The organism is Phaeocystidibacter luteus, from assembly GCF_008933115.1.
In the GTDB taxonomy this organism is placed as follows: Bacteria; Bacteroidota; Bacteroidia; order Flavobacteriales; family Schleiferiaceae; genus Phaeocystidibacter; species Phaeocystidibacter luteus.
The window spans coordinates 771,324-796,837 of sequence record NZ_WBVO01000001.1 but is presented as its reverse complement, the minus strand read 5'-3'; the positions used below and the strand labels follow the sequence as shown (position 1 = coordinate 796,837).

General features: G+C 46.2%; 20 protein-coding genes. 11 read left to right on the top strand and 9 right to left on the bottom strand.

Annotation, left to right across the window (positions count from 1 at the left end; translation table 11 throughout):
- Nucleotides 1-50: 50 nt before the first annotated feature.
- The 7 genes from F8C67_RS03680 to F8C67_RS03650 form a co-directional block, all read right to left on the bottom strand.
- Entirely contained in the window at nucleotides 51-1,229 is a 1,179-nt protein-coding gene (locus F8C67_RS03680; RefSeq protein ID WP_223277506.1) for an aspartate aminotransferase family protein, read from the bottom strand.
- A 30-nt stretch (nucleotides 1,230-1,259) separates the two neighbouring features.
- Nucleotides 1,260-1,736 (bottom strand): periplasmic heavy metal sensor, encoded by a 477-nt coding sequence (locus tag F8C67_RS03675; protein ID WP_151666437.1) that lies wholly within the window; start codon nucleotides 1,734-1,736, stop codon nucleotides 1,260-1,262.
- Nucleotides 1,736-2,119 carry a hypothetical protein gene (locus F8C67_RS03670; RefSeq protein WP_151666436.1) on the bottom strand — a complete coding sequence of 128 codons (384 nt, stop codon included), beginning with the start codon at nucleotides 2,117-2,119 and terminating at the stop codon, nucleotides 1,736-1,738. Before F8C67_RS03670 ends, F8C67_RS03675 begins: the two co-directional genes overlap by 1 nt.
- The gene (locus F8C67_RS03665) at nucleotides 2,116-2,679 is read right to left on the bottom strand and encodes an RNA polymerase sigma factor (protein ID WP_151666435.1); all 564 of its coding nucleotides are present in this window, start codon (nucleotides 2,677-2,679) and stop codon (nucleotides 2,116-2,118) included. The genes F8C67_RS03670 and F8C67_RS03665 overlap by 4 nt, the downstream gene beginning before the upstream one ends.
- A 679-nt stretch (nucleotides 2,680-3,358) precedes the next feature.
- Nucleotides 3,359-4,309, bottom strand: a complete 951-nt coding sequence (locus tag F8C67_RS03660) for a transketolase family protein (RefSeq protein ID WP_151666434.1) — start codon at nucleotides 4,307-4,309, stop codon at nucleotides 3,359-3,361.
- A 4-nt stretch (nucleotides 4,310-4,313) separates the two neighbouring features.
- A complete protein-coding gene (locus tag F8C67_RS03655; protein ID WP_151666433.1) occupies nucleotides 4,314-5,687 on the bottom strand; it encodes a vWA domain-containing protein in 1,374 nt (457 codons plus the stop codon).
- Between the two features lie 10 nt (nucleotides 5,688-5,697).
- Nucleotides 5,698-6,537 (bottom strand): transketolase, encoded by an 840-nt coding sequence (locus tag F8C67_RS03650; protein ID WP_151666432.1) that lies wholly within the window; start codon nucleotides 6,535-6,537, stop codon nucleotides 5,698-5,700.
- A 150-nt stretch (nucleotides 6,538-6,687) separates the two neighbouring features.
- Between F8C67_RS03650 and F8C67_RS03645 the strand changes: the two genes are divergently transcribed.
- Nucleotides 6,688-9,441, top strand: a complete 2,754-nt coding sequence (locus F8C67_RS03645) for a T9SS type A sorting domain-containing protein (RefSeq protein WP_151666431.1) — start codon at nucleotides 6,688-6,690, stop codon at nucleotides 9,439-9,441.
- A 15-nt stretch (nucleotides 9,442-9,456) separates the two neighbouring features.
- Here F8C67_RS03645 and F8C67_RS03640 read toward each other — a convergent pair whose 3' ends face one another.
- Nucleotides 9,457-9,975, bottom strand: coding sequence for a YfiT family bacillithiol transferase (locus F8C67_RS03640; RefSeq protein WP_151666430.1), 519 nt, complete (start codon nucleotides 9,973-9,975; stop codon nucleotides 9,457-9,459).
- Nucleotides 9,976-10,590: 615 nt separating this feature from the next.
- Here F8C67_RS03640 and ychF point away from each other — a divergent pair.
- The 6 genes from ychF to F8C67_RS03610 all read left to right on the top strand — a co-directional run bounded on the left by ychF (nucleotide 10,591) and on the right by F8C67_RS03610 (nucleotide 19,612).
- The gene (gene ychF / locus F8C67_RS03635; RefSeq protein WP_151666429.1) at nucleotides 10,591-11,682 is read left to right on the top strand and encodes a redox-regulated ATPase YchF; all 1,092 of its coding nucleotides are present in this window, start codon (nucleotides 10,591-10,593) and stop codon (nucleotides 11,680-11,682) included.
- Between the two features lie 143 nt (nucleotides 11,683-11,825).
- Nucleotides 11,826-13,682: a DNA topoisomerase IV subunit B gene (locus F8C67_RS03630; protein WP_151666428.1), complete on the top strand. Its 1,857-nt coding sequence runs from the start codon at nucleotides 11,826-11,828 to the stop codon at nucleotides 13,680-13,682.
- On the top strand, nucleotides 13,679-14,167 hold the full coding sequence (locus F8C67_RS03625; protein WP_151666427.1) for a hypothetical protein: 489 nt from the start codon (nucleotides 13,679-13,681) through the stop codon (nucleotides 14,165-14,167). The genes F8C67_RS03630 and F8C67_RS03625 overlap by 4 nt, the downstream gene beginning before the upstream one ends.
- Nucleotides 14,157-16,835 carry a DNA gyrase/topoisomerase IV subunit A gene (locus F8C67_RS03620; protein ID WP_170266347.1) on the top strand — a complete coding sequence of 893 codons (2,679 nt, stop codon included), beginning with the start codon at nucleotides 14,157-14,159 and terminating at the stop codon, nucleotides 16,833-16,835. Before F8C67_RS03625 ends, F8C67_RS03620 begins: the two co-directional genes overlap by 11 nt.
- A gap of 3 nt (nucleotides 16,836-16,838) precedes the next feature.
- Nucleotides 16,839-18,431, top strand: coding sequence for a choice-of-anchor B family protein (locus tag F8C67_RS03615; RefSeq protein ID WP_151666426.1), 1,593 nt, complete (start codon nucleotides 16,839-16,841; stop codon nucleotides 18,429-18,431).
- Between the two features lie 11 nt (nucleotides 18,432-18,442).
- Nucleotides 18,443-19,612, top strand: a complete 1,170-nt coding sequence (locus tag F8C67_RS03610) for a glycosyltransferase (protein ID WP_151666425.1) — start codon at nucleotides 18,443-18,445, stop codon at nucleotides 19,610-19,612.
- On the opposite strand, the gene F8C67_RS03605 is transcribed toward F8C67_RS03610, so the two are convergent.
- On the bottom strand, nucleotides 19,592-20,866 hold the full coding sequence (locus F8C67_RS03605; RefSeq protein WP_223277500.1) for a glycosyltransferase: 1,275 nt from the start codon (nucleotides 20,864-20,866) through the stop codon (nucleotides 19,592-19,594). The genes F8C67_RS03610 and F8C67_RS03605 overlap by 21 nt on opposite strands.
- Before the next feature lie 75 nt (nucleotides 20,867-20,941).
- Between F8C67_RS03605 and F8C67_RS03600 the strand changes: the two genes are divergently transcribed.
- Genes F8C67_RS03600 through F8C67_RS03585 form a run of 4 tightly spaced genes read left to right on the top strand, consistent with a single transcriptional unit; the run spans nucleotide 20,942 to nucleotide 24,459 of the window.
- A complete protein-coding gene (locus F8C67_RS03600; protein ID WP_151666424.1) occupies nucleotides 20,942-22,183 on the top strand; it encodes an oligosaccharide flippase family protein in 1,242 nt (413 codons plus the stop codon).
- On the top strand, nucleotides 22,180-22,575 hold the full coding sequence (locus F8C67_RS03595) for a response regulator (RefSeq protein ID WP_151666423.1): 396 nt from the start codon (nucleotides 22,180-22,182) through the stop codon (nucleotides 22,573-22,575). The genes F8C67_RS03600 and F8C67_RS03595 overlap by 4 nt, the downstream gene beginning before the upstream one ends.
- Nucleotides 22,572-23,708 (top strand): sugar transferase, encoded by a 1,137-nt coding sequence (locus F8C67_RS03590; protein ID WP_151666422.1) that lies wholly within the window; start codon nucleotides 22,572-22,574, stop codon nucleotides 23,706-23,708. The genes F8C67_RS03595 and F8C67_RS03590 overlap by 4 nt, the downstream gene beginning before the upstream one ends.
- On the top strand, nucleotides 23,701-24,459 hold the full coding sequence (locus tag F8C67_RS03585) for a TolC family protein (protein WP_151666421.1): 759 nt from the start codon (nucleotides 23,701-23,703) through the stop codon (nucleotides 24,457-24,459). The genes F8C67_RS03590 and F8C67_RS03585 overlap by 8 nt, the downstream gene beginning before the upstream one ends.
- The last annotated feature ends 1,055 nt before the right edge of the window (nucleotides 24,460-25,514 follow it).

Below are 25,514 nucleotides of genomic sequence, written 5' to 3'. Positions count from 1 at the left end.
TGTGGTCGTTTGGAGAAAGATAGGAAAGCTCAGGCACTTAATACCCTTTCTTAAACCGTCCGGTCAATTCCTTCCACAATCACCTCACATGCCCTTCGAATTTCATCGTCTGTAATAATCAACGGTGGAGACAACCTTAGTGAGGTGTCGTTGAATAAGAACCAGTCAGTGATCACGCCATGCTCAAGGCAGTATTCAATTACTTTTTGAACGCGTTCGAATGTGTCGAGTTGAACCGCAAGCATAAATCCTCTACCGCGAACTTCCGTGATGAGAGGGTGAACGAGCAATTCTCGGAAGAGCTTTTCGCCTTCGAGTGGACGTTTCCAAAGCTCCTCTTCTTGAATCACCTGCAGTGAGGCTAGGGCAGCAGCGGCCGATACGGGATGGCCGCCGAAGGTTGTAATATGCCCGAGAATGGGATTCTCCTTAAGGCTATCCATAATCTCCTTTCGGCTAGCAAAGGCCCCAATCGGCATTCCTCCACCCATACCCTTAGCGAGCGTAACAATGTCAGGGTGAATGTCTTCAGTATGAAAAGCGAACAAGCTTCCGGTTCGGCCAAAGCCCGCTTGGATTTCGTCTAGAATGAGAAGTGCGCCCACTTCATCACACTTTTCCCGCAGGGCTTTCAGATAGCCAGCGTGAGGGGGAATATATCCTGCTTCGCCTTGCACGGTTTCGACGATGACGGCCGCGGTGTTTTCTGTAATGTGTTGGAATTCAGCAGTGTCGTTGAATTGGATGTGGCGAATACCTGGTAATAATGGACGATAGCCTCTGCGAAATTCTTCATCACCAATGATGCTCAACGCACCTTGCGTACTGCCGTGGTAGGCCTTGTCGAAAGCTATAAATTCTCGTCTTCCAGTGTAGCGTTTCGCCAATTTCATGGCGCCCTCAATGGCCTCGGAGCCGCTGTTTACGAGGAATAAATTATCGAGATTCGAGCCAAGTGCCTGCGACAATTCGTTGGCTAAAAGCACCTGTGGACTTTGGATGAACTCTCCGTAGACGAGGAGGTGCATGTACTTGTCTACCTGGCCTTTGATGGCATCTACAACCTTAGGATGGCGGTGGCCGATGTTGCTCACCGAAATGCCGCTGATTAAGTCGATGTATGCTTTTCCATTAGTATCCCAAATGTGGACACCTTCAGCTCTCTCCATTTCGAGAGCAAGTGGAAAATCTGTGGTTTGCGCCAGATTGGCAAAAAAGAGTTGTTTGATGCTCGCCATGCGGCGAAGGTACAAAAGAGGTTACTCTCTGCGGCCTTCGGAACGACCTCCTTCACGACCTCCTTCTCGGCCAACTCTGCGGAGTAGCTCTCGCTTAAACTCTTCTTCTGCTCTGTAAATTAGCGCTACTTTTTGGGCGCTGAGCACTTCTAGGAACCGTGTGTGGTATTTTTTGCGAATGGCAAGTTCCTCGGCTTCAAGTTCGAAGAAGCGTTCCATCATTTCTTTGAGATCGTCGCTATCCGCATTTTCAATGGAAGAGGAGGATCTATATCTTCTCAAGAGCTGATGTCTTTCCTCTCTGGTTTCTTTGAGTTCTTCGCTCATTTCATTGTGTATGGGCCAAAACTTCTCGGCCTCCGCGCTTGTGAGATTTACCTCTTGGGTGATGTATGCCGTTCTTAACGCTTCGAGGCGTTCACCACGTCCCTGTGGCTGTGCGAAAGCGGTGTAGCTAAAAGCCAAGAACGCGAAACATGTAAGTAGTAATGATTTCATCAGTTCAAGATATTATATAGTTCTTCGTCATTGAGGTCGTCAAGTAGCAAGTCGAGCTCCTCTTCATTCGGGTCTATTTCTACCGTAAAATCGTCCACCGAAGTATACTCCATGAGCAAATCGGTTTCAACATCGATAAGTCCGGAATCATAATATTGGTAAACTTCTTCGGAAGTTACATCGGCAAAGAGGTCCGTGTTCTCTGAAGGCTGGAGTCGGAATACAAGTACAGCGGCTAAAGCTGCAGCTACAGCACCGAAAGTGAAACCGAGGCGCAGAGGAATAACTCTTCCTTTAACCGGGGTATCTGGTATCCCTTTGAGTTTTTTGGCATTCTCAAGCAGGAATTGCTCTGAAATATTTAGTCCGTCGTTCTTTTTCATGACACTTCTTTGATGTCGGAATGACCTCCAGGTTTAAAATTTGAAACTTCAGCCTCAATCTTTTTGACGGCATGGTGATAGCTGGCCTTAAGAGCTCCAACACTCGTATTTGTTATTTGTGCGATTTCCGCGTAGGGCAGATCGTCGAAATACTTCATCTGAAATACCAACCTCTGCTTGGCTGGTAGCTTATCCAATGCGGAGTAAAGAGCTGCCAAAGCATCATCCCCATCGAAAAATGAACCGGCCGTAAGCTGTTCGGTAACAATAGGGTCGGATGTGGTCAGGAACTTCTTTTTCTTCCTCAGGTGCATCAATGCTTCATTGCTCGCTATTCGATAGGTCCACGTACTCCATTTGCTTCCACCTTTGAATGAAGCCAGATTCTTCCAAATCTTGATGAAGGTATCCTGAAGTACATCCATGGCCTCATCTTCATCTCCTACAATTCTTAGAATTATGCGCAGGAGTTGGCCTTGCTGAATATCAACAAGCGCTTCAAACGCTTTGCGATAATCTCCAGCATTGTAGGCTAGCCAGATGCGGTCTTCGTTGTGCACGGCAGTGTGATGCTGTGAAGGGGTAAAGGTTTAAAGGTAGGAAGAGATTTGGAGGTTCCGACTGGAAGGAGGAATCCCGAGAGGGGGGAAGCTGATTCGGGAGTTGGATGATTGGAGGTTCCGACTGAAAGGAGGAATCCCGAGAGGCGAAGCCGATTCGGGAGTTAGACAGCTAGAGGTTCCGACTGAAAGGAGGAATCCCGAGAGGGGAAGCTGATTCGGGAGTTGGACAGAATAGCTAAGGCTAAGAGGCCACGGGCTGAAGCCCTGTGGCAATTGGATGGGCCTTACCGATACCACGGGCTAAAGCCACGTGGCATTCGGAGGAAACCTTTTTGGTACCACGGGCTAAAGCCCCGTGGTACTTGGATTCAAGTTAAACCCGAGGCTAAATCTTAAGTCTAATGGCTAGGCCTAACTTGCCGAGGAACGAGGACTTATTGATCGCCGTAGGCGACAATCCTTGCGGCCGAAGGACGCCTTGTGCATGCCGAAGGCAGGCGCCTTATCCTCCGCCGAAGGTCGGAGCGATCCCTTGCCGACCGCAGGGAGGCACCTTTCGACCGCCGCAGGCGTCGACCTTTCGCCTACGCGGCAGCGGAGCGCGATCCTTATCCGCCGGTAGGCGGATTCCTTTGCCGACCGGAGGGAGGCATCCTTTCCGCCGATAGGCGGATCCTTATCTTCTACCCATCACCTTTTCTGCAGCAGCAATGATACTCGCTTCGTTCAAACCGTACTTTTCAAGTAGTTGATCCGGCGTTCCAGATTCTCCGAAGCTGTCGTTTACCGCAACAAATTCTTGTGGAGTCGGAGTAGAAGTCGCCAACAATTGGGCAACAGAGTCTCCAAGGCCACCATTCATTTGGTGCTCTTCTGCTGTAACAACACATCCCGTCTTGCGTACAGACTTCAAAATGGCCGCGTCGTCTAGTGGCTTGATTGTGTGAATGTTAATCACTTCTGCACTGATGCCCTTAGCCTCGAGTTGATCTGCAGCCTGAAGTGCCTTCCAAACGAGGTGTCCGTTTGCAATAATGGTAACATCTTTCCCTTCTTGAAGAAGCTGAGCTTTTCCGATTTCAAACTTCTCATTGGGATCGGTGAAGTTGGCAACTTTCGGACGACCGAAACGTAGGTAGACAGGACCGTCATAGTCAGCAATCGCAATAGTTGCAGCTTTTGTCTGGTTGTAGTCGCATGGAGAGATAACGGTCATGCCCGGAAGCATTTTCATGAGACCAATATCTTCCAAAATTTGGTGTGTCGCGCCGTCTTCCCCAAGTGTGAGACCAGCGTGAGAAGCACAAATCTTCACGTTCTTGCCACTGTAGGCAATTGACTGACGAATCTGATCGTAAACACGACCTGTGCTGAAGTTTGCAAACGTTCCCGTGAATGGAATTTTACCACCGATGGTCATACCCGCGGCGATTCCCATCATGTTCGCTTCGGCAATGCCAGTCTGGAAAAAACGATCAGGAAAATCGTTCTTGAAGGCATCCATTTTCAACGAACCAGTAAGGTCTGCACAAAGTGCTACCACATTTGGATTGGATTTTCCGAGCTCGTGTAATCCTGCTCCGAAACCTGATCTTGTGTCCTTGCTACCGCTGTCTGTGTATTTCATCTTACTAGAGTTTGACTGTGGTTGAGCCGCCCGGGCTAACGGTAAACGACTTGCTTTTAGAATATAAACTTGACTGCGCCGTGGTTGGCCTGTGAATTACCGTGTAATCACCTGGCTGAAGCGCAAAGGTATGACGTGTTTCTTCTGCTTGGAGTTCTGCAACCCAAATTAGCTCATCTCCTCTTCTTACGTACACTCCTCCAGGACCAGCACTACTGGTTTGAATGAACACCGTTCCCGGAGCCGGAATACTTACTGTGTTTGTTTCATCCTGAGAAATAGTAACTGTCTCATAGATTCTAGGCAACGTAAGTATTTCAATTTCATACGTTCCAGTGAGGTATTCCTGAGTTGTGTTGAAGGTCTGAACGTGTAGTGTTCGAGATTCGCCTGGTCGACGGACGAGCACTTCTGGGGTTTGGGCAGATCTTGACCCGCTCATACGAAGGTCAAGAGTTCCTCTTCCCGCAGGAATGTTGATGTGATTATGCGTTCCCTCTTGAACTTCAACTCCACGTTGGTGTACGGTGGGGACGGTGAAAACGGAAACATCATAGGTCACTAAAGGGTCGAGCACTAGCGTATCTGGATTTCCATTGGCATCGAGCGTATGCACGAAGCTTTCGATAAGCTTTCCGGAAACGGCATCATATACCGCTAAAGGGACATCCGTTTCGATAGGCTGACCATTATCATCGAGGAGATTGATTTGCCCGCTTGTATTATTCAAGGCTTGGCTAATAACTACTCCGAGTACCTTTTTGAAAGTGGATTCTTCGGCGGCGTCAAAATAGTTTCCAACACATTCAAAGGTTGAACGAAACTCTGGGTCTAGTCCAATTCCAATCACAAAAGGTTTCAATGCAATACCGCGTTCTTGAAGCATTCTGGACACCGCGCAGGGGTCTTCATTGCACTCCTCGAGTCCATCTGTTATTAGGATGATGATGTTTCTGCAATCATTGCATGGCGTGAAGTCATCCGCAGAAAACTCCAAGGAACGCGCAATAGGCGTAGTACCTTTTGGGATGATGCTTCTGAGGACCTGCTTGATTCTCACATAGGTGTTGTTCCCAAATGGAACTTCTAGATGAGTATCATTACAGTCTTGCGGTGGAGACGGCTTATTATGTCCGTACACGCGTAGTGCGAGTTCCAAATTCTGAAGCCTCAAGGATTGAAGGCTATCGAGCATTTGGGTCATCAAGCGTTGTGCTACATCGATTTTCTTACCCGTTTCCCAGCGTCCCTGCATGGAACCTGATCCATCGAAAATGAACAGAATGCGGGTCGTTGGCGCATCGTTTTGTTGAGCGAAACCAGCGAGGGGGCTCGACAGAACGAGAGCAAATACTAAACCGTGAATAAAACGCTTCAAAAGAGACTTCTTAGTAGTCGGTCAATGTTGAGGATAGCTGACCAAGAGCATCTGCCAATTGATCATCGTTTGGAGCAACCCCATGCCATTTGTGTGTACCCATCATGAAGTCAACACCTGCACCCATTTCAGTCTTCATGATGATGCAAACTGGCTTTCCTTTTCCTGTGCGACTTTTGGCTTCGTTCAAACCAGCAATTACACTGTCGAGGTCGTTGCCATTTTCAATGGTCATCACATCCCATCCGAAGGCCGCGAACTTCTGACCGATATCTCCCATTGGAAGAACATCGTCGGTAGATCCGTCGATTTGTTGACCGTTTGCGTCGATGGTAGCGATGAGGTTGTCGACATTCTTGCCAGCGGCATACATAGCAGCCTCCCAGATTTGTCCTTCTTGGAGTTCGCCATCACCGTGCAGTGAGAAAACGAGGTGATTGTCGTTGTTCAACTTTTTTGCTTCTGCAGCTCCTATGGCAACAGACATGCCTTGTCCGAGTGAACCTGACGCAATTCTCACGCCTGGAAGCCCTTCGTGGGTTGTAGGGTGACCTTGAAGGCGGGAATCGATCTTTCTGAACGTATTTAGTTCATCAACCTTGAAGAAGCCATTGCGTGCGAGAGTGCTGTAGAAAACGGGAGAAATGTGTCCGTTCGAAAGGAAAAAGAGGTCTTCGCCTTTTCCATCCATATCAAAATTCGCTGCATTGTATTCCATAATCTCTCCGTAGAGAGCCACGAAATACTCGGTACAACCGAGGGATCCGCCTGGGTGACCAGAATTAACAGCGTGCACCATACGTACAATGTCTCTGCGAACTTGAGTGCAGAGGTTCTTCAAATCGTTCATGTCCAAAGTGGGTTGAAATTGAATCTCGGGTGCAAAGATATGCAAAGTGGGCGGTAGGGAATTGGGAAAATGATCCCATTTATGAACGTGATACTAACGACACGGTCAATTCTTTTCTGTTATCTTGCAAGAGCTATCAAATCTTGACAGATGAATTCTCTATCTCTCTCTATTTCTGCCCTTTTCTGGAGCTTGTTTGCCTCATTATTAGTCTTTAGTGCTGATGCTAACGCGCAATGCACAGCGGAGACATTGCCTTATCAGAATCAGTTTGGTAATTGGGCTACCTTTCAATGTTGGTCGACATCAGGAGGTACACCAAACGTTACTGCGACTCGAGCGAATAATAGATTGACAATCAGTTCAACCGGAGGATACCTGGGGAATAAGCCCGTTCACACGCCATATTTCGCAATCACGCACAAGGCTGTCTTGAATTTTACATTGAGACACCAATACACATCGACATCAGGAGTAAATGACTTTTTTCGAGTGTTTGTCCAAAGGCAGAATGACTCCAGTTGGAGTGTGTTGAGAAAGGTGGGACCATCCTTCCGTAGCTGGAGTCCAGGTGGAACCGACAATACGAAATACTTAGAGATCTTTCTTCCTGATTCTCTAGTTGGAGATACGGTGAGGTTTCAGCTCAGATTTGAGATGAGTGTTTCATCGTCCCCTTGGGAACTAGCGAATTTCAGATTGTTGAGGTCAGAAACTGATTCTGTATACAGTTTGCCTTATGCGGAAGATTTCGATGGCAGCGATTGGGTTCCAGACCAAACGCTCAACAATACTGGTATTCCTCAGTTTTCGCATTCGGCAGATTGGAGGTTTCACCCATGGCCTAGCACTGATTTGCGTGCTGTGAAATGGGTGGTAAGAGAGGACTCTACCAATTCTATAGAAACTGGACCTCAAGCCGATAAATCAGGCACTGGGAATTACTTGTACACAGAAGCGTCAATGGATAGTGGAGATTCGGTTTACCTGTATTCTCCCCGTATTGACTTCTCGGGTATCCAATACCCCGAATTGAAGTACAGCTATTACATGCGTGGCTCTGAAATTAAAGTTCTCTATGTCGGCCAAAAAGTTGACGGTATCTGGATTACTGTCGATTCACTAGTGGGAGAACTACAACCAAGGAAAACTGATCCTTGGAGGGACCGATACGTACTTCTTGATTCAACAGGTGAAAGTCAAATACGATTCATCATGGTATTTGATATAGACCCTCTTTCTGCTTTTCAACAAGATGTTGCGATTGACGAGGTTTCAATCACCTCAAATCCATGCCCAATTCGTCGTGATATGGGCGTCACTTTTTCAAACCTCACAGCAACCTCGGTTGATGTTTCATGGAATTCCGGACTCTCTTCAAACAACTTCATTTTCCAGTATGCACCAGCGGGTACTTTTTCTGGAAATAGAACAACTGTTAATCTAAACGCAACGTCTTATTCCGTGAGCGGTTTAACGCCGAATACTGAATACGAAGTCTTTCTTCGAGAAGATTGCGGTGCCTCTGGAACGTCCGCGATTAAAGGTCCTTATTCTTTTTGGACCCCATGCTTGCCAATATCAGCTCCATTCATTGAAACATTTGACGACACTATTATTCCAACATGTTGGAGGACAGAACCTTTGATTGAAGGCAGAATGAATTCGGCATGGATACCAACAGGTCTGTCAAACGCATACTTTCCAGCATATGGTGCTCAAAATCAGGTTGATTATACTGGAAATGGAGGGTATGCCATAGGGGTTGATGGAAGTTCTCCAACACCTTTAGATAGTGTCTTCATTGTAACTCCACTTATTGATGTTTCCAACTTGCAAGTTCCTCAACTCTCGCTTTGGTTATACAGTAACAACACCAATTACCCTGGGGATAACAATAGCTTCTACATAGATTATTATGATGGCGCTACTTGGCACTACGATGTAATAACCTACAGCGGTGACAGTGCCGATTGGGTCAATATCAAATACATCTTGAATCCGCCACAAAATCCGGATAGCATCCAGTTTGTATTAAGGGTAGATATGGATGCCGTGAACCAAACCTTCTACAACGACATTCTCATAGATAACTTTGAAATTTTGGAAGGGGTGAACAATGCCTGTCCTCCGCCGACAAATATCTATGTTTATATACCGGATTGTGGTGTTGCAGAAGTCACATGGACAACGTCGAATCTCAACACCAATTTAATTTATGGTCCTAAGGGATTTGATCCATCATCGAGTGGTACGACGATTACTTCAGTAACGAGTCCACACAGGTTGTACAATTTGGTTCCTGGAGACTCTATTGATATCTATTTGATTGACTCTTGTGCTCTCGGTCGATGGATTGAATATGTAGAAGCGAATGTGGATATCGTTCCACCAGTGGTCAATGACGGATACGTGTATGTATCCAACACCGACTCAACGGTCACATATATGTTTTATGCACAAGTAAATAGTGCAGATTCTATAGAATGGAGATTCGCTGGACTGCCGGCAATGATGGGTGACACCGTGTTTGTGACGTTCGATGACGAAATCTTGAATTATTACAACATCCTACCGCATACGCCTTGTGGACAACCGGTTGTATCACGCTCTATCTTAATCGAAAACATTAGTGTGCGGGAAGAATCTGTGGTTCGCGCCATGTTACTATCACCAAACCCGACGGATGGTGTTATTCAAGCATGCATTCCGAACGCGTCTTCCGGTGAGAGAGCTTTTGCTATTTACAGTCTGAATGGTGACTTGGTGAGGACTACAGGCAAAGCAAACTCGCCTGATGGCTGCTACACTTTAGACCTATCTGACCTTCCGAAAGGAATGTATGTTTTAAGTGTGAAGGATGAATCTGGTGAAGTTTTGAGGGAAAAAGTAGTGTTGAGGTAGCCCCGTGACCTTCGATTAGAGCTTAGATATACCGAGCGCCAACTTCACATGTGCCAGATGGTGATCCCCGTGCCACGCATACATCTCTGCATGCTGAAACAGCTTGTACTCAACATTCCCATCGGGATGAATGAAGACCTTGTTCAATTCCTTCTCAGAAAGGTTTCTGAATAAATAGGTCCATCGCGTGTGGATGGATTCTATCAGATTCAAGCTTACCTCAATCGGTAGGTCCAGAACATCAGGCTGTTCGGTCCACTTTTTTTCATCGTAAGGCTTTATCACTGGTTTAGACTCTGACAATGCCCATTTCGTCCTCACAAAACCGTTCATATGACTGTCAGCAATATGATGAACCACCTGCTGGATAGTCCATGAATTTTCACGGTACTGGGCTTGGAGTTCATCCGCATTCAATCCTTCAACTTGACGCTTAAGTATTGCCGGAAGCCTTTCGATTCTATGAATAGCGTTGGTAAAGATTTCATTGTTGAGTTCCGAAGAAAATTGGGCTTTGCCGATGGGATATTTCATGGGGTGCGCTGTTGGAGGGTTGGATTGTCAGAGGGTTGGAGGGTTGGAGGGTTGGAGGGTTGGAGGGTTAGAGGGTTGGAGGGTTAGACTGTTGGAGGGTTAGATGGTTGGAGGGTTGGAGGGTTAGACTGTTGGACCTTTTAATTTGCGTTGATTTAACGGGGCTTATCAGCCCCTCCCCGGTCTCAAGTTCGAGATTTTATTCAAGACAACCAGACTTTTCAGATGGACAAATCGGGGACAATAGCTATCGTTTAGAATTATTTATGTGAATCCCGCGTTCATGTTCGTAACTAAGCGTTTGTAAACGTTTACCATCCGACTTGTTTCAGCTTTGATGCGTAGCTTGAGACCGGGGAGGGGATACATAGCCCCCACAAAAAATCCAAGCATCCTCCACACATTACACTCCTCCAGTCACTAGCACCAGCCTGAAGCCCCATGCTTATCGGCTCACTTCAGTCGCCGCGCGCCTCACGCTTGTTGCATGTCGCCAACTCCCTCAGCCTATCGCACAAGCCTCGCGCCTGAGCCTGTTGCTTATCGCCTGACGCTTCCAATCGAAGTTTTCTCGCGCCGAATAAGTACCTTTGCGGCCTCTAAATCACGCAACGTATGAAATGTGGCATTGTCGGACTTCCGAATGTGGGTAAATCAACCCTCTTTAACTGCTTGAGCAACGCAAAAGCGCAAGCAGCAAACTATCCATTCTGTACAATCGAGCCCAACATGGGCACCGTCAATGTTCCAGATCCCAGAATATATAAACTCGAAGAGCTTGTAAACCCCGAGCGTGTGGTTCCCGCTACTGTAGAAATTGTGGATATCGCTGGTCTGGTTAAAGGAGCAAGTAAGGGCGAAGGTCTTGGCAACAAATTCCTCGGTAACATCCGAGAGTGTAACGCCATCATACACGTCCTCCGCTGTTTTGAAAATGGGAACATTACGCACGTAGACGGCAGTATCGACCCTGTTCGTGATAAAGAGACTATCGACACCGAGCTTCAGCTCAAGGATCTTGAAACGCTAGAAAAGCGACTCGAAAAGGCCAAGAAGAACGCCAAAGGGTCAAACAAAGAGGCATTCAGAGAGGTTGAAATGATTGAGCGTTTGACTGCATTCATTGAACAGGGAAAATCTGTTCGTTCCTTCGAAAGAAATGAAGAGGAAGCAGAGTGGTTAGACGACTACCAATTATTGACCGATAAGCCGGTGCTTTACCTCTGTAATGTTGAGGAAGCCAATGCTGCAAAAGGCAACGCACACGTCGATGCCGTAAAGGCCGCTGTTGCCGATGAGAACGCAGAAGTTATTCACATTGCCGCTGCCACAGAGGCCGATATCGCCGAACTTGACTCATTCGAAGAACGCGAAATGTTCCTCGAAGAAGCTGGACTTGAAGAACCAGGTGTGAACCGTGTAATTCGTGCAGCTTACCAGCTCCTTAAACTTCAAACCTATTTCACAGCGGGTGAGAAGGAGGTTCGCGCATGGACCATCGATATGGGAAGTACTGCTCCTCAAGCCGCAGGCGTGATTCACACTGACTTTGAGAAAGGCTTCATCCGTGCTGAGGTAATCTCATACGACGACTATGTGAAGTATGAAACCGAAGCCGCAGCTCGCGATGCAGGTCGACTCCGTGTAGAAGGCAAAGAATACATCGTGAAGGACGGGGATGTGATGCATTTCCGCTTCAACGTGTAATCATTTTTCACTTCAAATTACTAGTTAACAGTCTGTAAGCCAAAGCTGTTAAAAAGTTGATTCCCGAGCGCCTTCGGAGGCTTGGCTAATTGTGTATTTTTAGCCCTTATTGAGGATAAAAGCGTCAATTAGCCTAATCACCTATGTCCGAAACTAAGTATACGGAAGACAATATTCGGAGTCTCGATTGGAAGGAACACATCCGCCTTCGTCCTGGTATGTATATCGGGAAACTTGGCGATGGATCATCTCCCGACGATGGTATTTACATTCTTCTCAAAGAAGTTATCGATAACTCTATCGATGAATTCGTCATGGGGTCTGGTAAAACCATTGAGGTTGCCATAAAGGACGGCGTAGTAACCGTTCGCGACTATGGTCGAGGTATTCCACTCGGAAAGCTGGTTGACGTTGTTTCCAAAATGAATACAGGTGCCAAGTATGATTCGAAAGCTTTTAAGAAGTCTGTCGGTCTGAACGGTGTAGGTACAAAGGCTGTAAACGCCCTTTCCAGCCATTTCAAAGTGCAAGCGGTACGCGACGGCGAAACCAAATTTGCCACTTTCGAAACCGGCGCCCTTATCGAAGAGTCTGCACCAGAGGCAAGCTCACTGCGAAAAGGTACCAAGGTTCAGTTTACTCCTGACCCAAGCATCTTCGTGAACTACAAGTTCCGCAGCGAGTATGTCGAAAAGATGCTCTGGAACTATGTGTACCTGAATCCGGGCCTCACCATCATGTTCAATGGTGAGAAATATTATTCCGAAAACGGACTAAAGGATCTCCTTAGCGACAATATCAACGGCGAGATCATGCACGATATCATTCACCTCAAGGGCGAGGATATCGAAATTGCACTTACACACGCCGAGCGTTCCCAGAGTGAACAATACTATTCCTTCGTCAATGGTCAGCATACCACCCAAGGTGGTACGCACCAAAGCGCCCTTCGAGAAGCCTTGGTACGCACGATTCGTGACTTTTATGGTAAGAATTACGATGCTGCCGACATCCGTCAAAGCGTCATTTGTGCGGTGAGCGTTAAGGTGATTGAGCCAGTGTTTGAGTCGCAAACAAAGACCAAACTAGGCTCCAATGATATCGGTCCAGATGGTCCGACACTCCGCACTTTCGTAAACGATTTCTTGAAGAATAACCTCGATAACTTCTTGCACCGAAACGCAGATGTTGCCGAAGCAATTCAAAAGAAGATCGTTCGGGCTGAGCGAGAAAGAAAGGAACTGAGCGGTATCCAGAAGCTAGCTCGAGAACGTGCGAAGAAGGCAAACCTTCACAATAAGAAGCTTCGCGATTGCAAGATTCACTACACGGATAAGGATGAGCGTCACAGCGAAACCACACTCTTCATTACGGAGGGTGATTCTGCATCTGGTTCCATCACCAAGAGTAGAGATGTAAAAACGCAAGCGGTATTTAGCCTGAAGGGTAAACCGCTCAATTGCTATGGCCTGACGAAAAAGGTCGTTTACGAGAATGAGGAATTCAACCTTCTTCAAGCTGCATTGAATATTGAAGATGGCTTGGAGAATCTTCGTTACAACAACGTAGTAATTGCTACGGATGCGGATGTCGACGGTATGCACATTCGTCTACTATTGATAACATTCTTCCTGCAGTTCTTCCCAGAGCTCGTTCAGGAACGTCACCTTTATATCCTTCAAACTCCACTTTTTAGAGTTAGAAACAAGAAGGAAACCATTTATTGCTACAGTGAAGAGGAGAGAAGGGCAGCCATCCTAAAACTTGGATCAAAGCCTGAGATTACTCGATTTAAGGGACTTGGTGAAATCTCACCTGATGAGTTCAAACACTTCATCGGTGAGGAGATTCGCTTGGAACCTGTTCTTTTGGGACCTGGCCAAAAAATCGAAGATATTCTCGCCTTTTACATGGGCAAAAACACCCCCGAGCGCCAAGAATTCATTATCGACAACCTTCGTGTTGAAAAAGACACGGAGGAAAACCTAAAAGAGGTATGAGACTGAATACGATCAAGCGCTACACTTATTATCGCTACATCTACCTAATCTTGATTTTAGCCGTAGGTTTTGATATCCTGCTCATCAATATCGACGGATCTATCGGGAATCAAACACCGGTGATAACAATCCTAGTTCTCGCAATAGCATTGGTATTGATATACCGAGGGAATCCGGTGTTTAGATATGATAGCGATGGAGAGGTCTTGATCTTGGACAGCAAAGAACCCATATTAGGAGGTTTTCTTCGCTCAAATAAGCTCTATGAGTTTCCCAAGCGAAAACTTATCGGATTCCGAATTATTAGATGGCCTCTCCGAAAGGTTTTAATCTTGAAAATCAAGAGCAAAGAGGCAAAGTATAAAACACTCAGAGTAGTTATATCCAGCTTAAAAAGCTCAGAGGTACGCGATTTGGGAAGGTCGCTAGACTCAGTAGCAAAAGCGAATAAGAAGCTCAATCTCGACGAACACGATGATGATTGAAAATGAGGATGGGGTCAATATGAATGAAGACCCAAACAACGATTCACATAATGAAGAGTCTTCCAATCCGGAAGAACTAGAAAATCTCTCAGATGAGTCCGATTCTCAAGAGCGGATCTCGAAGGTTTCCGGTATGTACGAGGATTATTTCCTCGATTACGCTTCCTATGTAATCCTAGAACGTGCCGTTCCTTCTCTCGAAGATGGTTTTAAACCCGTTCAGCGCCGACTACTTCACGCGTTGCGCGAAATGGATGACGGTAGATTCCACAAGGTGGCCAACGTTATTGGTCAGACCATGAAGTATCACCCCCACGGTGATGCCTCTATTGGTGATGCTCTCGTTCAACTGGGGCAAAAAGAACTGTTAATCGATACCCAAGGTAACTGGGGTAACGTGCTCACAGGAGATAATGCCGCAGCTCCTCGTTATATCGAAGCTCGACTTAGCAAGTTTGCACTTGACGTTGTCTTCAACCCAAAAATTACAGATTGGCAGCTTAGTTACGACGGTCGAGGCAAGGAACCCATCCACCTCCCAGCTAAATTCCCGTTACTTCTCACCCAAGGCGTTGAGGGTATCGCGGTCGGTTTGAGCACACGTGTGCTTCCGCATAACTTTAACGAGCTTATCGACGCAAGTATTAAGATTCTTCGCGGTAAGAAAGCGACTATCTATCCCGATTTTCCAACAGGTGGCATTGCAGATTTCACCCAATACAATGATGGTGTTAGAGGGGGTAAAGTTCGCGTACGTGCGAAGATTGCTCAGCTGGATAAGAAGACGTTGCAGATTACCGAGATTCCTTTCGGCACTACCACTCAAAGCCTCATAGATTCTATCGTTAAGGCCAACGAGAAAGGGAAAATCAAGATTAAAAAGATTGAGGATAACACGGCCGAGTTCGTTGAAATCCTCGTTCACTTGCCTGCCAATATTTCGCCGGATAAAACCATTGATGCACTTTACGCTTTCACGAATTGTGAGAACTCTGTGTCGCCTTTGTGTTGCATCATCGAAAATGACAGACCACTCTTCATTGGCGTATCCGAACTCTTGAGAAGAAGTACGGAGCATACGCTAGAAATGCTGAAAGCGGAGCTTCAAATTACACTCAAAGAGCTTGAGGAAGCCTGGCATTTTGCAAGTCTAGAGAAGATATTCATCGAAAATCGCATTTATCGCGACATCGAAGAAGCCGAAACCTGGGAAGAAGTTATAGGTAACATCCGAAAAGGATTGGAACCTCACATCAAACACCTCATCAGGTCGGTTACAGAAGAAGATATCGTTCGCCTCACCGAAATCAGAATTAAGCGTATTTCTAAGTTTGATTCCGACAAAGCAAATGACAAAATCGCTTCCCTCGAGGGCGATATAGCCGAGGTGAAAGACAAGTTGGCCAATCTCGTAGACTATGCGGTCGACTACTTCAAGAACCTCAAGAAAAAATACGGCGTAGGTCGCGAGCGCAAGACTGAAATCAGAACGTTCGACGATATCGTAGCAACCAAAGTGGCCATCGCCAACGAGAAGCTCTACGTTAACCGAGAGGAAGGTTTTATTGGAACCGGTCTTCGAAAGGAAGAGTACGTTTGCGATTGTTCGGATATCGACGACATCATCGTGTTCCGTAGAGACGGCGTAATGTTGGTAACAAAGGTTGATACCAAGACGTACGTCGGGAAGGACATCATCCATGTGGCCGTATTTAAGAAAGGCGACAAGCGCACGGTTTATAACATGATTTATCGCGATGGAGGTCCTAAGGGAACTTCTCTCATGAAGCGATTTAACGTGACTTCCGTAACGCGCGATCGAGAATATGACCTCACTGCGGGAAACAAAGGTTCGCAAGTATTGTACTTCACGGCTAACCCGAATGGAGAAGCAGAAGTCGTAACCGTGTATCTCAAAGCCCTTCAGCGCCTGAAGAAACTCAAGTTTGATGTTGATTTTTCTGAACTAGCCATTAAGGGTAGAGCAGCGAAGGGGAACATCGCTTCCAAATATCCAATCCGCAAGATTGAGATGAAGGAAGAGGGCGTGAGCACATTGGCCCCTAGAAAAGTTTGGTACGATGAAACGGTAAAACGCCTGAACTACGAAGGTAGAGGAGAGCTATTGGGCGCGTTTAGGGGAGATGACAAGATTCTCACCATTTTGCAGAGTGGACATTATCGTCTGACCGGTTTCGATGTGAGCACGCACTTCGATGAGGACATGATTTTGATGGAGAAATGGCGTCCCGATGCTGCCATCTCAGCCGTATATTGGGATGGGGTGAAGGAACGCTACTTCGTGAAGCGCTTCTTGGTTGAAGTGGTGAACGCTGAGAAGAACCTCTTTATCTCGGATTCGAATGGAAGTCATCTCGAGTTGGTGTCGACTTCACCGAACCCAAGTATCGAAGTGATATTCAAGAAGATAAAAGGAAAGCAACGAGATGCGGAAGAAACCAACCTTGCGGACTTCATTTCCGTTAAAGGATGGAAGGCTCAGGGGAATCAATTGACGCCACATGACGTGAAAACCATTAACTTGCTTCCTGAACCTGAGCCTGAAGATGTTGAAGAAGAGGAATCTATCGACGACAATTCAGAAGTTCAGAATGAGAGTAAATCTGAAGATGGAGATGGTCCATCTCAGATCACCTTGGAATTTTAAGAGATGAAAAAACACTTACTCGCCGCGCTATCACTACTTATTGGAGTTGGATCATTCGCACAGAATACTCCTGTCAATACCGTTCTTCTCGGTCAGCGTACCTACACTGCCGACCTAAACGACGTTTGGGGCTATGAAGATGGAAACGGGAATGAATACGCCCTAGTTGGCGTTAGAAACGGTTTCTCCGTTGTTGATGTGACCGTACCTTCAAATCCGGTTGAACAGTTCTTTATCCCTGGGTCGAACAGTACTTGGAGAGATATTAAAACGTACGATCATTACGCTTACGTAATGCATGATTTCTCTAGCAGCCCTTCGAACAATGGTCTTCTAATCGTGGATCTCGACAGCATGACGAATCCGACATTCCAATTCATTTACCCAAAGGCAATCATCAATACAGTTGAAGATTCAGCTACACGAAGCCATAACCTTTGGATCGATGAAAACGGGGTACTCTACATCTTTGGAGCCGATGTTGGTCTAGGCGGTGCGCTCATGTTCGACTTGACGAACGATCCGTGGAACCCGTCATTCTTGGGGATGTATAATTCATCCTACTTACATGATGGATTTGCCAGAGGAGATACGTTGTGGGGAGCAGCACTAGGCAATGGCATGGTGGTTAGTGATGTGACGAACAAGTCTCAACCCGCCTTCAGAGCTCAATGGAACACGCCTAGCACGTTTGCACACAATTGCTGGCCAAGCGATGACAACCAGACGATTTTCACCACAGATGAGGTATCCTCAGGATACATCGCCGCATACGACGTGAGCGATTTTAGCAATGTGTCGGAAACAGATCGTTTCAGAGTTGTTCCGAACAATCAAACCATCCCGCACAATGCCCACGTTCTTGGTAACTTCGTTGTAACGAGCTATTACACTTACGGTCTGCATATTTTGGATGCTCAAGATCCGACTTGGTTGATAGAAGTGGGGAGCTACGACAGTTCACCACTAAGTGGCGATGGCTACGATGGGGCATGGGGAGCTTATCCTTATCTGCCTTCAGGTAATATTCTCATTACCGACATCCAAGAAGGCCTATTCATATTTGAAGCCAACTATACACCGGCTGCGCGTATTTACGCTTTTGTGGAAGACAGTGTGACTGGATTACCTCTTCCTGCTGCTAAGGTTTACCTTCAGGCTGACAATGATTCCGTAGCCCTAGACCCAGTGGATGCCGGTTTCCGCCGTGCGAAGATTGGATCGTTCGGTGATAGCGCGTTCGTATCACTTGCGAACTATCATCCAATTGCCACCACTTTTAACTATCAGGGTGGCGTAGTGGATACCGTAGTATTCAAAATGCTTCCGATTGATTTTTCAGTTGAAGAGGGTGACGTGAACGCATTGTCGCTTGCGCCTAATCCTGCAAAGGATTTCACGTTGATTACCGCACCTAGAGCATTGGCGGATGGCGACGTGAGAATCATGGATATGAACGGTAAGTTACTCTACACAGAAGCGTGGACCTCTAATAGCAATACGCACAAAGTTGCATTGAACTTGCCAGAAGGTTTGTACATTGTAGAAGTACAATCTGGCCAAACTACTTGGACGCACAAGTTGGTGAAGCACTAACAACTATCTAAATGCTTAAAATCGTTCTGAACGTCATATTTATCCTATTTGCCGTTCAGACGTTTTACCTCTTTTTATATGCCTTCGCTTCGATGTTTTATCGGAAAAGAAGGCGCCACGAAGAAACAGCCCATTTTTCATGGGCTGTTCTCATTCCAGTCTACCGAGAAGATGAGGTCATTCTGCATACCGTAGAAAATGCGATTTCTGACACCTCAGGATTATTGGACGTACATATCTATGTGCTCTCTGATGGACTCCAAGACGAAACCAATACGAAGTTGGAGAAACTAGGAGCACGAGTGATTCCCATTGTTTTAGATAAGAGTACCAAGGCCAAGAGCTTGCGAATTGCCGCGAATAGATTGGAGGAGGCGAACTATGACAAAGTGGTTATCCTCGACGCAGATAATCGAATGACGGCTGAGAACTGGAATTTTCTACTCCATTCTGTTTATGCTGAAAAGCCTGTGGTACAGTGCAACCGCTCTGCCTTGAACTCTGATACGCCCATGGCCTTTCTCGACACCCTCAATGAGGCCATTGGAAATTCGATTTTCAGAAAAGGCCACAATGTGCTGGGGATTTCAGCTGCGCTTACGGGATCAGGAATGGTATTCGATTTTCGAGTATTCCACGAAATGGTGAACGGTATTGACGAGGAAATGTCAGGAGAAGACAAGTTCTATGAGCTCTACCTTCTTGAAAATGAACATTTCATCACCTATGCTCATGAGGTGGTTGTCTTAGACGAAAAGGTTTCCAACACCCAACAATTCTCGAAGCAACGTACTCGATGGATCAGCAGTCAATACGCTGCTTTCTTTTCGTCTTCGGCCATGGCATTTGTTCAGCTGGGAATGGGCAACATTGGGTATTTCGACAAATGGCTCCAGTGGGGCTTCCTGCCGAAGTTTATACTCTTCGGCTTGCTATCCGTAATCGCCGTAATAGATCTCGTGTTGAACGGGCTCGGCGCATGGGTTCAATTGTACGTATTCCTAGTTCTCGCATTTATGATGGCCATTCCTAGAGCTTATTATGATGCTCGAATGATCCAGGCCATATTATTTGCACCAAAAGCCATGGTGGCCCTTATTAAAGGAATCCTAGGAATAAAAAAGGACAGTGCAAGAACCTTTAACGTAACAGAAAAGGGGTCAAATCGAAAGTCCGACTGAACGCATCGCCTCGTACATCTTCTCGATGGAATTCTCCCACGAATGGGTGAGGGCGAATTTTCTGCGATCCTCTTGAAGTTCAGCAGAATTGTCATTTAGCGCTTTCTCAAAAGCGGCTAGATATCCATCGGCATCTTCCGCCAAATAAACATGGTCGCTAAACATCTCCATCGCTCTCGTAAGTGTAGCTACTGTCGGCTTACCCAGCGCTAGGTACTCATCAATCTTTCTGGGATAGTTTCCTATCGTCATTGGATGAATGCGTTGTGGATTGATGCATACGTCGAAGTGAGAAACGAATTGCGGAGCATCTGTTGGCTTACATGGCCCGGTGAAGGTTACATTCTCCATCCCGTGAAGTTTCGATTTCTCAAAAGCAGCATCCTGTGGACCTGTGAATACAAAATGAAGATGCTGTGCCCTTTTCGCTAACTCCTCGAGTAGCGGGATATCGAGACGTAGCTCAATGAGTGCACCTACGTATCCAATTATCGGGGCTTGGGTATCTGGAAAAACGCTAGGGCGCTCGTGTGAAATACTGGGATCAAAAGCCGAAAGATCGCACCCCTGGCCAATGTCATAACTGTTGGCGTTGAACTTTGCGCACTCATCTCGCAAGTAGGCGCTATTGGTCACGCATGCATCCGCTTTTGCCATCAACAGTGGTTCGATGCGCGTTCCGTGCTTTTTAAAGTAATCTACCTCGCGAAGGTTGTCTCTTGAATAATAGATGAATCCCGATGGGTTTAACAGCTCCTTCATGTAGTACCCTCGAAACATGTCGGAATCATTCAACAAATAATACGAATCCCAGCCAAGCTCTTGCACAGCGCCTAGTATTACTGCACTCAGCTTGCGATTGTTCCACATGTTGAGTTTGTCAAACAAGGAACCATCGGGAAGAGTATTAATGGATTCCAGAGTGATGCCAGGGGTTAGTTGCCAGAGATTTTCACGAATTTTCTCTAGAGGCTTTCGACTTCCATTGGCCACCTCTTTTCTTCTTTTGAGGAAATCACGGTCCTCTTCCTTATTCCTCAATTTGGTGATACGGTCCATTGGGATATTCACGTAAAGCACCTCGTGACGCTTTGAAATTTCGTAGGCCATATCGATCGCATTGCTGCCGATTTTGGTGTCCATTGGCTGTTGAGCCATAAAAATGAACCGAGATTGAGCCATAAGTCCGTATCTTTTCGATGAATGTATCAAGTTAGCCGAAAAACGGTAATTGACGAAGCAGTTGTGTGTCATAACTTTACAACTCTGATTTAGAGGCCTTTGAAATCACTTATTCACAAGATTCTTCGATTCTCGAAATTTCAGAGTGTGGCAAGCTCAGTCGCTTCCGCTCTTGTTGGAATGTTGGTTTTCGCCTTTTTAGCAAGAACACTAACTTCAGATGTGTTCGGAGATTGGCTGTTTTTTCTTCTCGTATACGGCTTGTACGATATGTTCAGAAGTGGGTTCATTCAGACTTATTTTGTGAAGCACTTCAAGCATGAAGATGAAAGAGTGGATCTGAATTCATCAGCCTTCTTATTGCAATTGATTCTATCGGGAATTGCACTTTTAGTCGTTGGTGTGGTAAGCATCTTGCCATTTGAAGTGAATAGCGCATGGCTTATAGGCTGGGCTATTATTCCAATTGTTTCAATCCCCATGTCGATGGCCCATATTCGATACGCTGCCCGCGCGGATTTCATCGGTATGGGATACTCTCGCGTTCTTTTCCAACTCATCATGCTCATTGCCGTAGCTTTGGTGATGCCAGTGGATGTGTACAGCGTCATTTTAATCTATATCGGATCCAATCTCGCAATTGCTTTGTGGGAAGGTTTTCGCAGAAAGCTTGGAGTGATTTCGTTTTCGAGTTACACACATTTGAAGCCTATGTGGCGATTCGGTAGGTATACGAGTACGACGCTGGCAGCGTCAAATGTGTTGCGTTCCTCTGACGGTTATATTCTCATGGCCTTTTTGGGAGGAACTGCGGTGGCTATCTATGGGGTTGCAGAGCGACTGGTTGGAACGGCGTACATTGGAGTGAATGCACTTATGGGCGCTGTATTGCCCAAATTATCTTCGGCCTATGAAGTAGAGCACCCTGAGAAGTTGATGAAGTTGGCCGAACGTGAAATGGGACTTCTCGTCTGGCTTACCCTTCCGGTAGCACTAGTTTTAATCTTTGCAGCTCCGCAACTCGTGTGGCTCATTGCTGGAGATGGATACGAAAGTTCGGTATGGCTGCTGAGGATTTTTGGAGGGTATATCTTGCTAGTTCCTATCGATAGAACGGCGGGTGTGATTTTAGAATTGACGAATTCTCCACAGAAAAACTTGCAAAAGGTCGGATTGATGTTGACCTTTAATATAGTTCTCGACATACTCGTTCTCGCTTTGGGGTATGATTGGAATGCGGTTGGACTAGTCACTTTTGGGACCCTTTTCGTGGGTATTCTCTATGGAATGTGGCAAGTAAATCGAATATCCAATTTTAGTGTATTCCGCAGTTTGCGAGTTGGTTTGAACGCCATACTAGCCTTTAAAAACAAACATGAGCAATCATGAGAGACCAGCCTATTCCTAACATCTTTGTTGTAGATGATGACAAGGTTATGCGCACCTTGGTGAATGGTATTTTGAAAGATAGATATCAGATTAAATTATTCGAGAACGGCAAGGATGTTCTTTCCTCCTTGTACGACGGGGAGCTTCCGCATCTCATGATTCTCGACCTCAACATGCCAGAAGTGTCAGGCCTCGAAACCCTCAAGCGAATTCGGGAAAGCGCATTTTATAAGGAGCTCATGGTCGTTATGCTTTCTGCTGAGGAATCGAGCAACGAGCGTGTCTCTTGCTTCGAAGCTGGTGCGAACGATTACTTAGTGAAGCCCTTTAACCCCAAAGAGCTGCACTTACGTGTAGATAACCTATTAAGAATCAAAGGGTATATCCTATGAATCTTGCCTATATCGGAGCGGATGAGAGCCTCGTGGCTCACCTGAAGGCGGCCGAAGGTCATCAATCTAGCGTGTTTTCTACACTGGGTGAGTTCATAGATTCTTCTGCTTCAAGTAACCTCGATATCTTGTATCTGGATGCACTCTCAGATGGAAAACATTGGACCGATGTTCTGCCAGTCGTAAGAGGTGTCTTGAGTTCGAGTACCTCAATCGTCCTTCTAGGTAAAGAAGGCTTCAAGCCCAATCCCATGTTGTTAAAACAGGGGGTCGATGATGCGTATGTGCGCCCTTTCGATTCTGAAATTCTCACAGAAAGAGCGGAGTTCATCGTTAAATTGAAATCGTGGAAATCGGACAAAGAGAGTGATGTTGACCTCGTCGGCAGACCAATTAGCCGATCAAAAAGACTGTTTGATATCGTTTTTGCTGGTTCGGTTTTACTTGTGATTTCGCCCATCCTGTTGCTAGTCATTATTGCAATTCGACTTGAATCAAAAGGGCCAATCGTTTACAAGTCGAAACGCGTGGGTACCGGCTACCGTGTATTCGATTTCTTGAAGTTTCGATCGATGTACCCTGATGCCGATAGAAGGCTAAAGGAATTGGCCCACCTGAATCAATATGCGGAGGATGTAATCGTTTCAGAACCTAATACCCTTCCCATTGATGCTGCGGTTCCTGAAAATGTCCCATACCTCGTAATGCCTGATGGAAGCAAAATGAGCGAGGACGAATACAGAGACTGGAAGAGCAGACAGGCAGGATCTGCTTTCTTCAAAATCGCCAATGATCCACGCATAACCAAAGTGGGTAAGTTTATTCGCAATACAAGTATTGATGAGCTTCCACAGCTCATTAACGTGCTTAAAGGAGATATGTCCATTGTTGGAAACCGTCCTTTGCCGCTCTATGAGGCAGAGAGTTTGACTTCCGACGATTGGGCCGAGCGTTTCATGGCGCCTGCCGGAATTACTGGCCTCTGGCAAGTTGAGAAGAGAGGAACATCGGAGATGTCTGATGAAGAGCGCAAACAGCTCGACAATACCTACGCTCAAAAGCATTCGTTGTGGTTTGATATCAAGATCATTCTGCGCACGATACCAGCGTTAATTCAAAAGGAGAATGTTTAGACCCAAGTTCACGATATTTCTATTTACCCTGTTCATTACTCAGGTTGCGCTTGCTCAAACCGAGGCCGAAATAGATTCGGTCGAGGCCCTACAAGCGGCATTGACAGAAGAGCCACCTGAGCCCGAACAACCCGAGCTTTTCACATACATTCCGCCCTTGCACCTACTTATTGATTCGGCTCTAGTTAACAGTCCAGAAGTGGCTTACTACAATTACCGAGCGAAGGCACGTGAGTATGAGGTTTCCATGATTAGAAAAGATTGGTCGGAGAATATCGCGGTTGGAGCCCAATACAACTTTGGTAACCAGGGAGCATTCTTGAATCAATTGTTTCTAGGATATCAGTTTACGGTGGGTATACAAATTCCGCTTTCAACGTTCATTGGGAGGAGCGATCGAATTAATCAGCGCGAAGCAGAGATGTATTCCGAACAAGCCAAACAGCTCGAAATGGAGCGCAAAGTGGAAGAGCAGGTTATTCAGGAGTACAACAACCTCGTACTTCTCAAGCGACTTCTAGAGATTCAAGCCGAGGCCAAAGAGAGTGCTAACCTCATTATGGAGATGTCCGAAGAACGATTTAGAGAAGGTGAGCTTTCGTTGGACCAACTTGGCGCGAATACCGACCTCAAGGCTAAGTCAAATTCGGAGTATGAAAGATTGAGAATTGAGTTCTCCAATGCCTACCAACGTTTGGAAAGACTTGTAGGTGTGCCGTTTAGCCGATTCCAAAATACAGTAGAACCATGACCCTTCGCCAATTGATAAGCTTACTGGGGAAAAACTTGAAGTTCCTGATTATAGGAGCTGTTGGCGTTTCAGCGCTCGTGTTCGTTCTAACCATGAATGAACAAAAGGTCTATGAAAGCAAAACCGAGATTTACACGGGTATTGCGAGTGGTATCTCACTGGACAATGTGGAATCTGCGAAGTCTGACTTCTTCTCAATCAACAGTGAGTTTGACAATATGACGAACGTGATTAAGTCTCGTCAGACTCTCGAGGATGTAGGTATTAAGCTCTTAGCAGAAGAGGCCCTCGGTTGGTCAAAGGGGATGTATCTGGATCTAGAGTATGCAACTTGGGTGCCCGAGGAGATATGGTCAGCATGGGTTACAGATACCAATGCCTTAGCTATCGAGGCGCAAGTAAGAAAATTCAAAGTCCAGGAGCACGGCTCCGAATTACACAAGCAATTGTTCTCTGTGGAATGGAGCCCTTTCAGCGCCCAGGCCATCCAAGCTGTAAAGGTCAACAGGTTAAATAACAGCGATTTTCTTGAGATTCAATACCAATGGTCTAATCCGCGCATCGCACAGAGAACGCTTGAGATTCTGAATGAGGTGTTTTTGGATAGAATGGCTGTTATCAAGAAGCGCCAAGCTAACAATGTAGTTGAGTATTTCAGATTGCAGACGGAGGCGGCGATGGCTCGTTTGAAAGATGCGGAAGAACGGTTGAAGGATTTCCGTATTGACAATAACATTATCAATTACATCGAGCAAACGAAACAACTCGCTGTAATGAAGGAGCGCTTGGAAGATGAGCGCCAGAAGGAAGTGGCTACTTATGAGGCCTCAAAGGCCGCTGTAGAAGAGTTGGAGAGTAAGCTGGCAAACCATAGAGAAATTACCCGCTTTAGCGACGACTTGCTCAGAAAACGTCAGGAATTGACGGATCTCAATACGCAGATTGCTCTTCTTGAGGTGTACTACCGCGATCAGGACGAAGTGGATGAATTGCGAGAGCGGTCTGAGGAACTTCGCGAAGAACTTAGCCACGTTCTGGCGACTCGATACGATTTG

Bases quoted from the DNA above. Each gene is read 5' to 3' on its own strand.
- F8C67_RS03675 (WP_151666437.1), bottom strand. From the start codon at position 1,736: ATGAAATCATTACTACTTACATGTTTCGCGTTCTTGGCTTTTAGCTAC.
- F8C67_RS03670 (WP_151666436.1), bottom strand. From the start codon at position 2,119: ATGAAAAAGAACGACGGACTAAATATTTCAGAGCAATTCCTGCTTGAG.
- F8C67_RS03660 (WP_151666434.1), bottom strand. From the start codon at position 4,309: ATGAAATACACAGACAGCGGTAGCAAGGACACAAGATCAGGTTTCGGA.
- F8C67_RS03650 (WP_151666432.1), bottom strand. From the start codon at position 6,537: ATGAACGATTTGAAGAACCTCTGCACTCAAGTTCGCAGAGACATTGTA.
- F8C67_RS03645 (WP_151666431.1), top strand. From the start codon at position 6,688: ATGAATTCTCTATCTCTCTCTATTTCTGCCCTTTTCTGGAGCTTGTTT.
- F8C67_RS03640 (WP_151666430.1), bottom strand. From the start codon at position 9,975: ATGAAATATCCCATCGGCAAAGCCCAATTTTCTTCGGAACTCAACAAT.
- ychF (WP_151666429.1), top strand. From the start codon at position 10,591: ATGAAATGTGGCATTGTCGGACTTCCGAATGTGGGTAAATCAACCCTC.
- F8C67_RS03630 (WP_151666428.1), top strand. From the start codon at position 11,826: ATGTCCGAAACTAAGTATACGGAAGACAATATTCGGAGTCTCGATTGG.
- F8C67_RS03625 (WP_151666427.1), top strand. From the start codon at position 13,679: ATGAGACTGAATACGATCAAGCGCTACACTTATTATCGCTACATCTAC.
- F8C67_RS03620 (WP_170266347.1), top strand. From the start codon at position 14,157: ATGATGATTGAAAATGAGGATGGGGTCAATATGAATGAAGACCCAAAC.
- F8C67_RS03615 (WP_151666426.1), top strand. From the start codon at position 16,839: ATGAAAAAACACTTACTCGCCGCGCTATCACTACTTATTGGAGTTGGA.
- F8C67_RS03610 (WP_151666425.1), top strand. From the start codon at position 18,443: ATGCTTAAAATCGTTCTGAACGTCATATTTATCCTATTTGCCGTTCAG.
- F8C67_RS03605 (WP_223277500.1), bottom strand. From the start codon at position 20,866: ATGACACACAACTGCTTCGTCAATTACCGTTTTTCGGCTAACTTGATA.
- F8C67_RS03595 (WP_151666423.1), top strand. From the start codon at position 22,180: ATGAGAGACCAGCCTATTCCTAACATCTTTGTTGTAGATGATGACAAG.
- F8C67_RS03590 (WP_151666422.1), top strand. From the start codon at position 22,572: ATGAATCTTGCCTATATCGGAGCGGATGAGAGCCTCGTGGCTCACCTG.
- F8C67_RS03585 (WP_151666421.1), top strand. From the start codon at position 23,701: ATGTTTAGACCCAAGTTCACGATATTTCTATTTACCCTGTTCATTACT.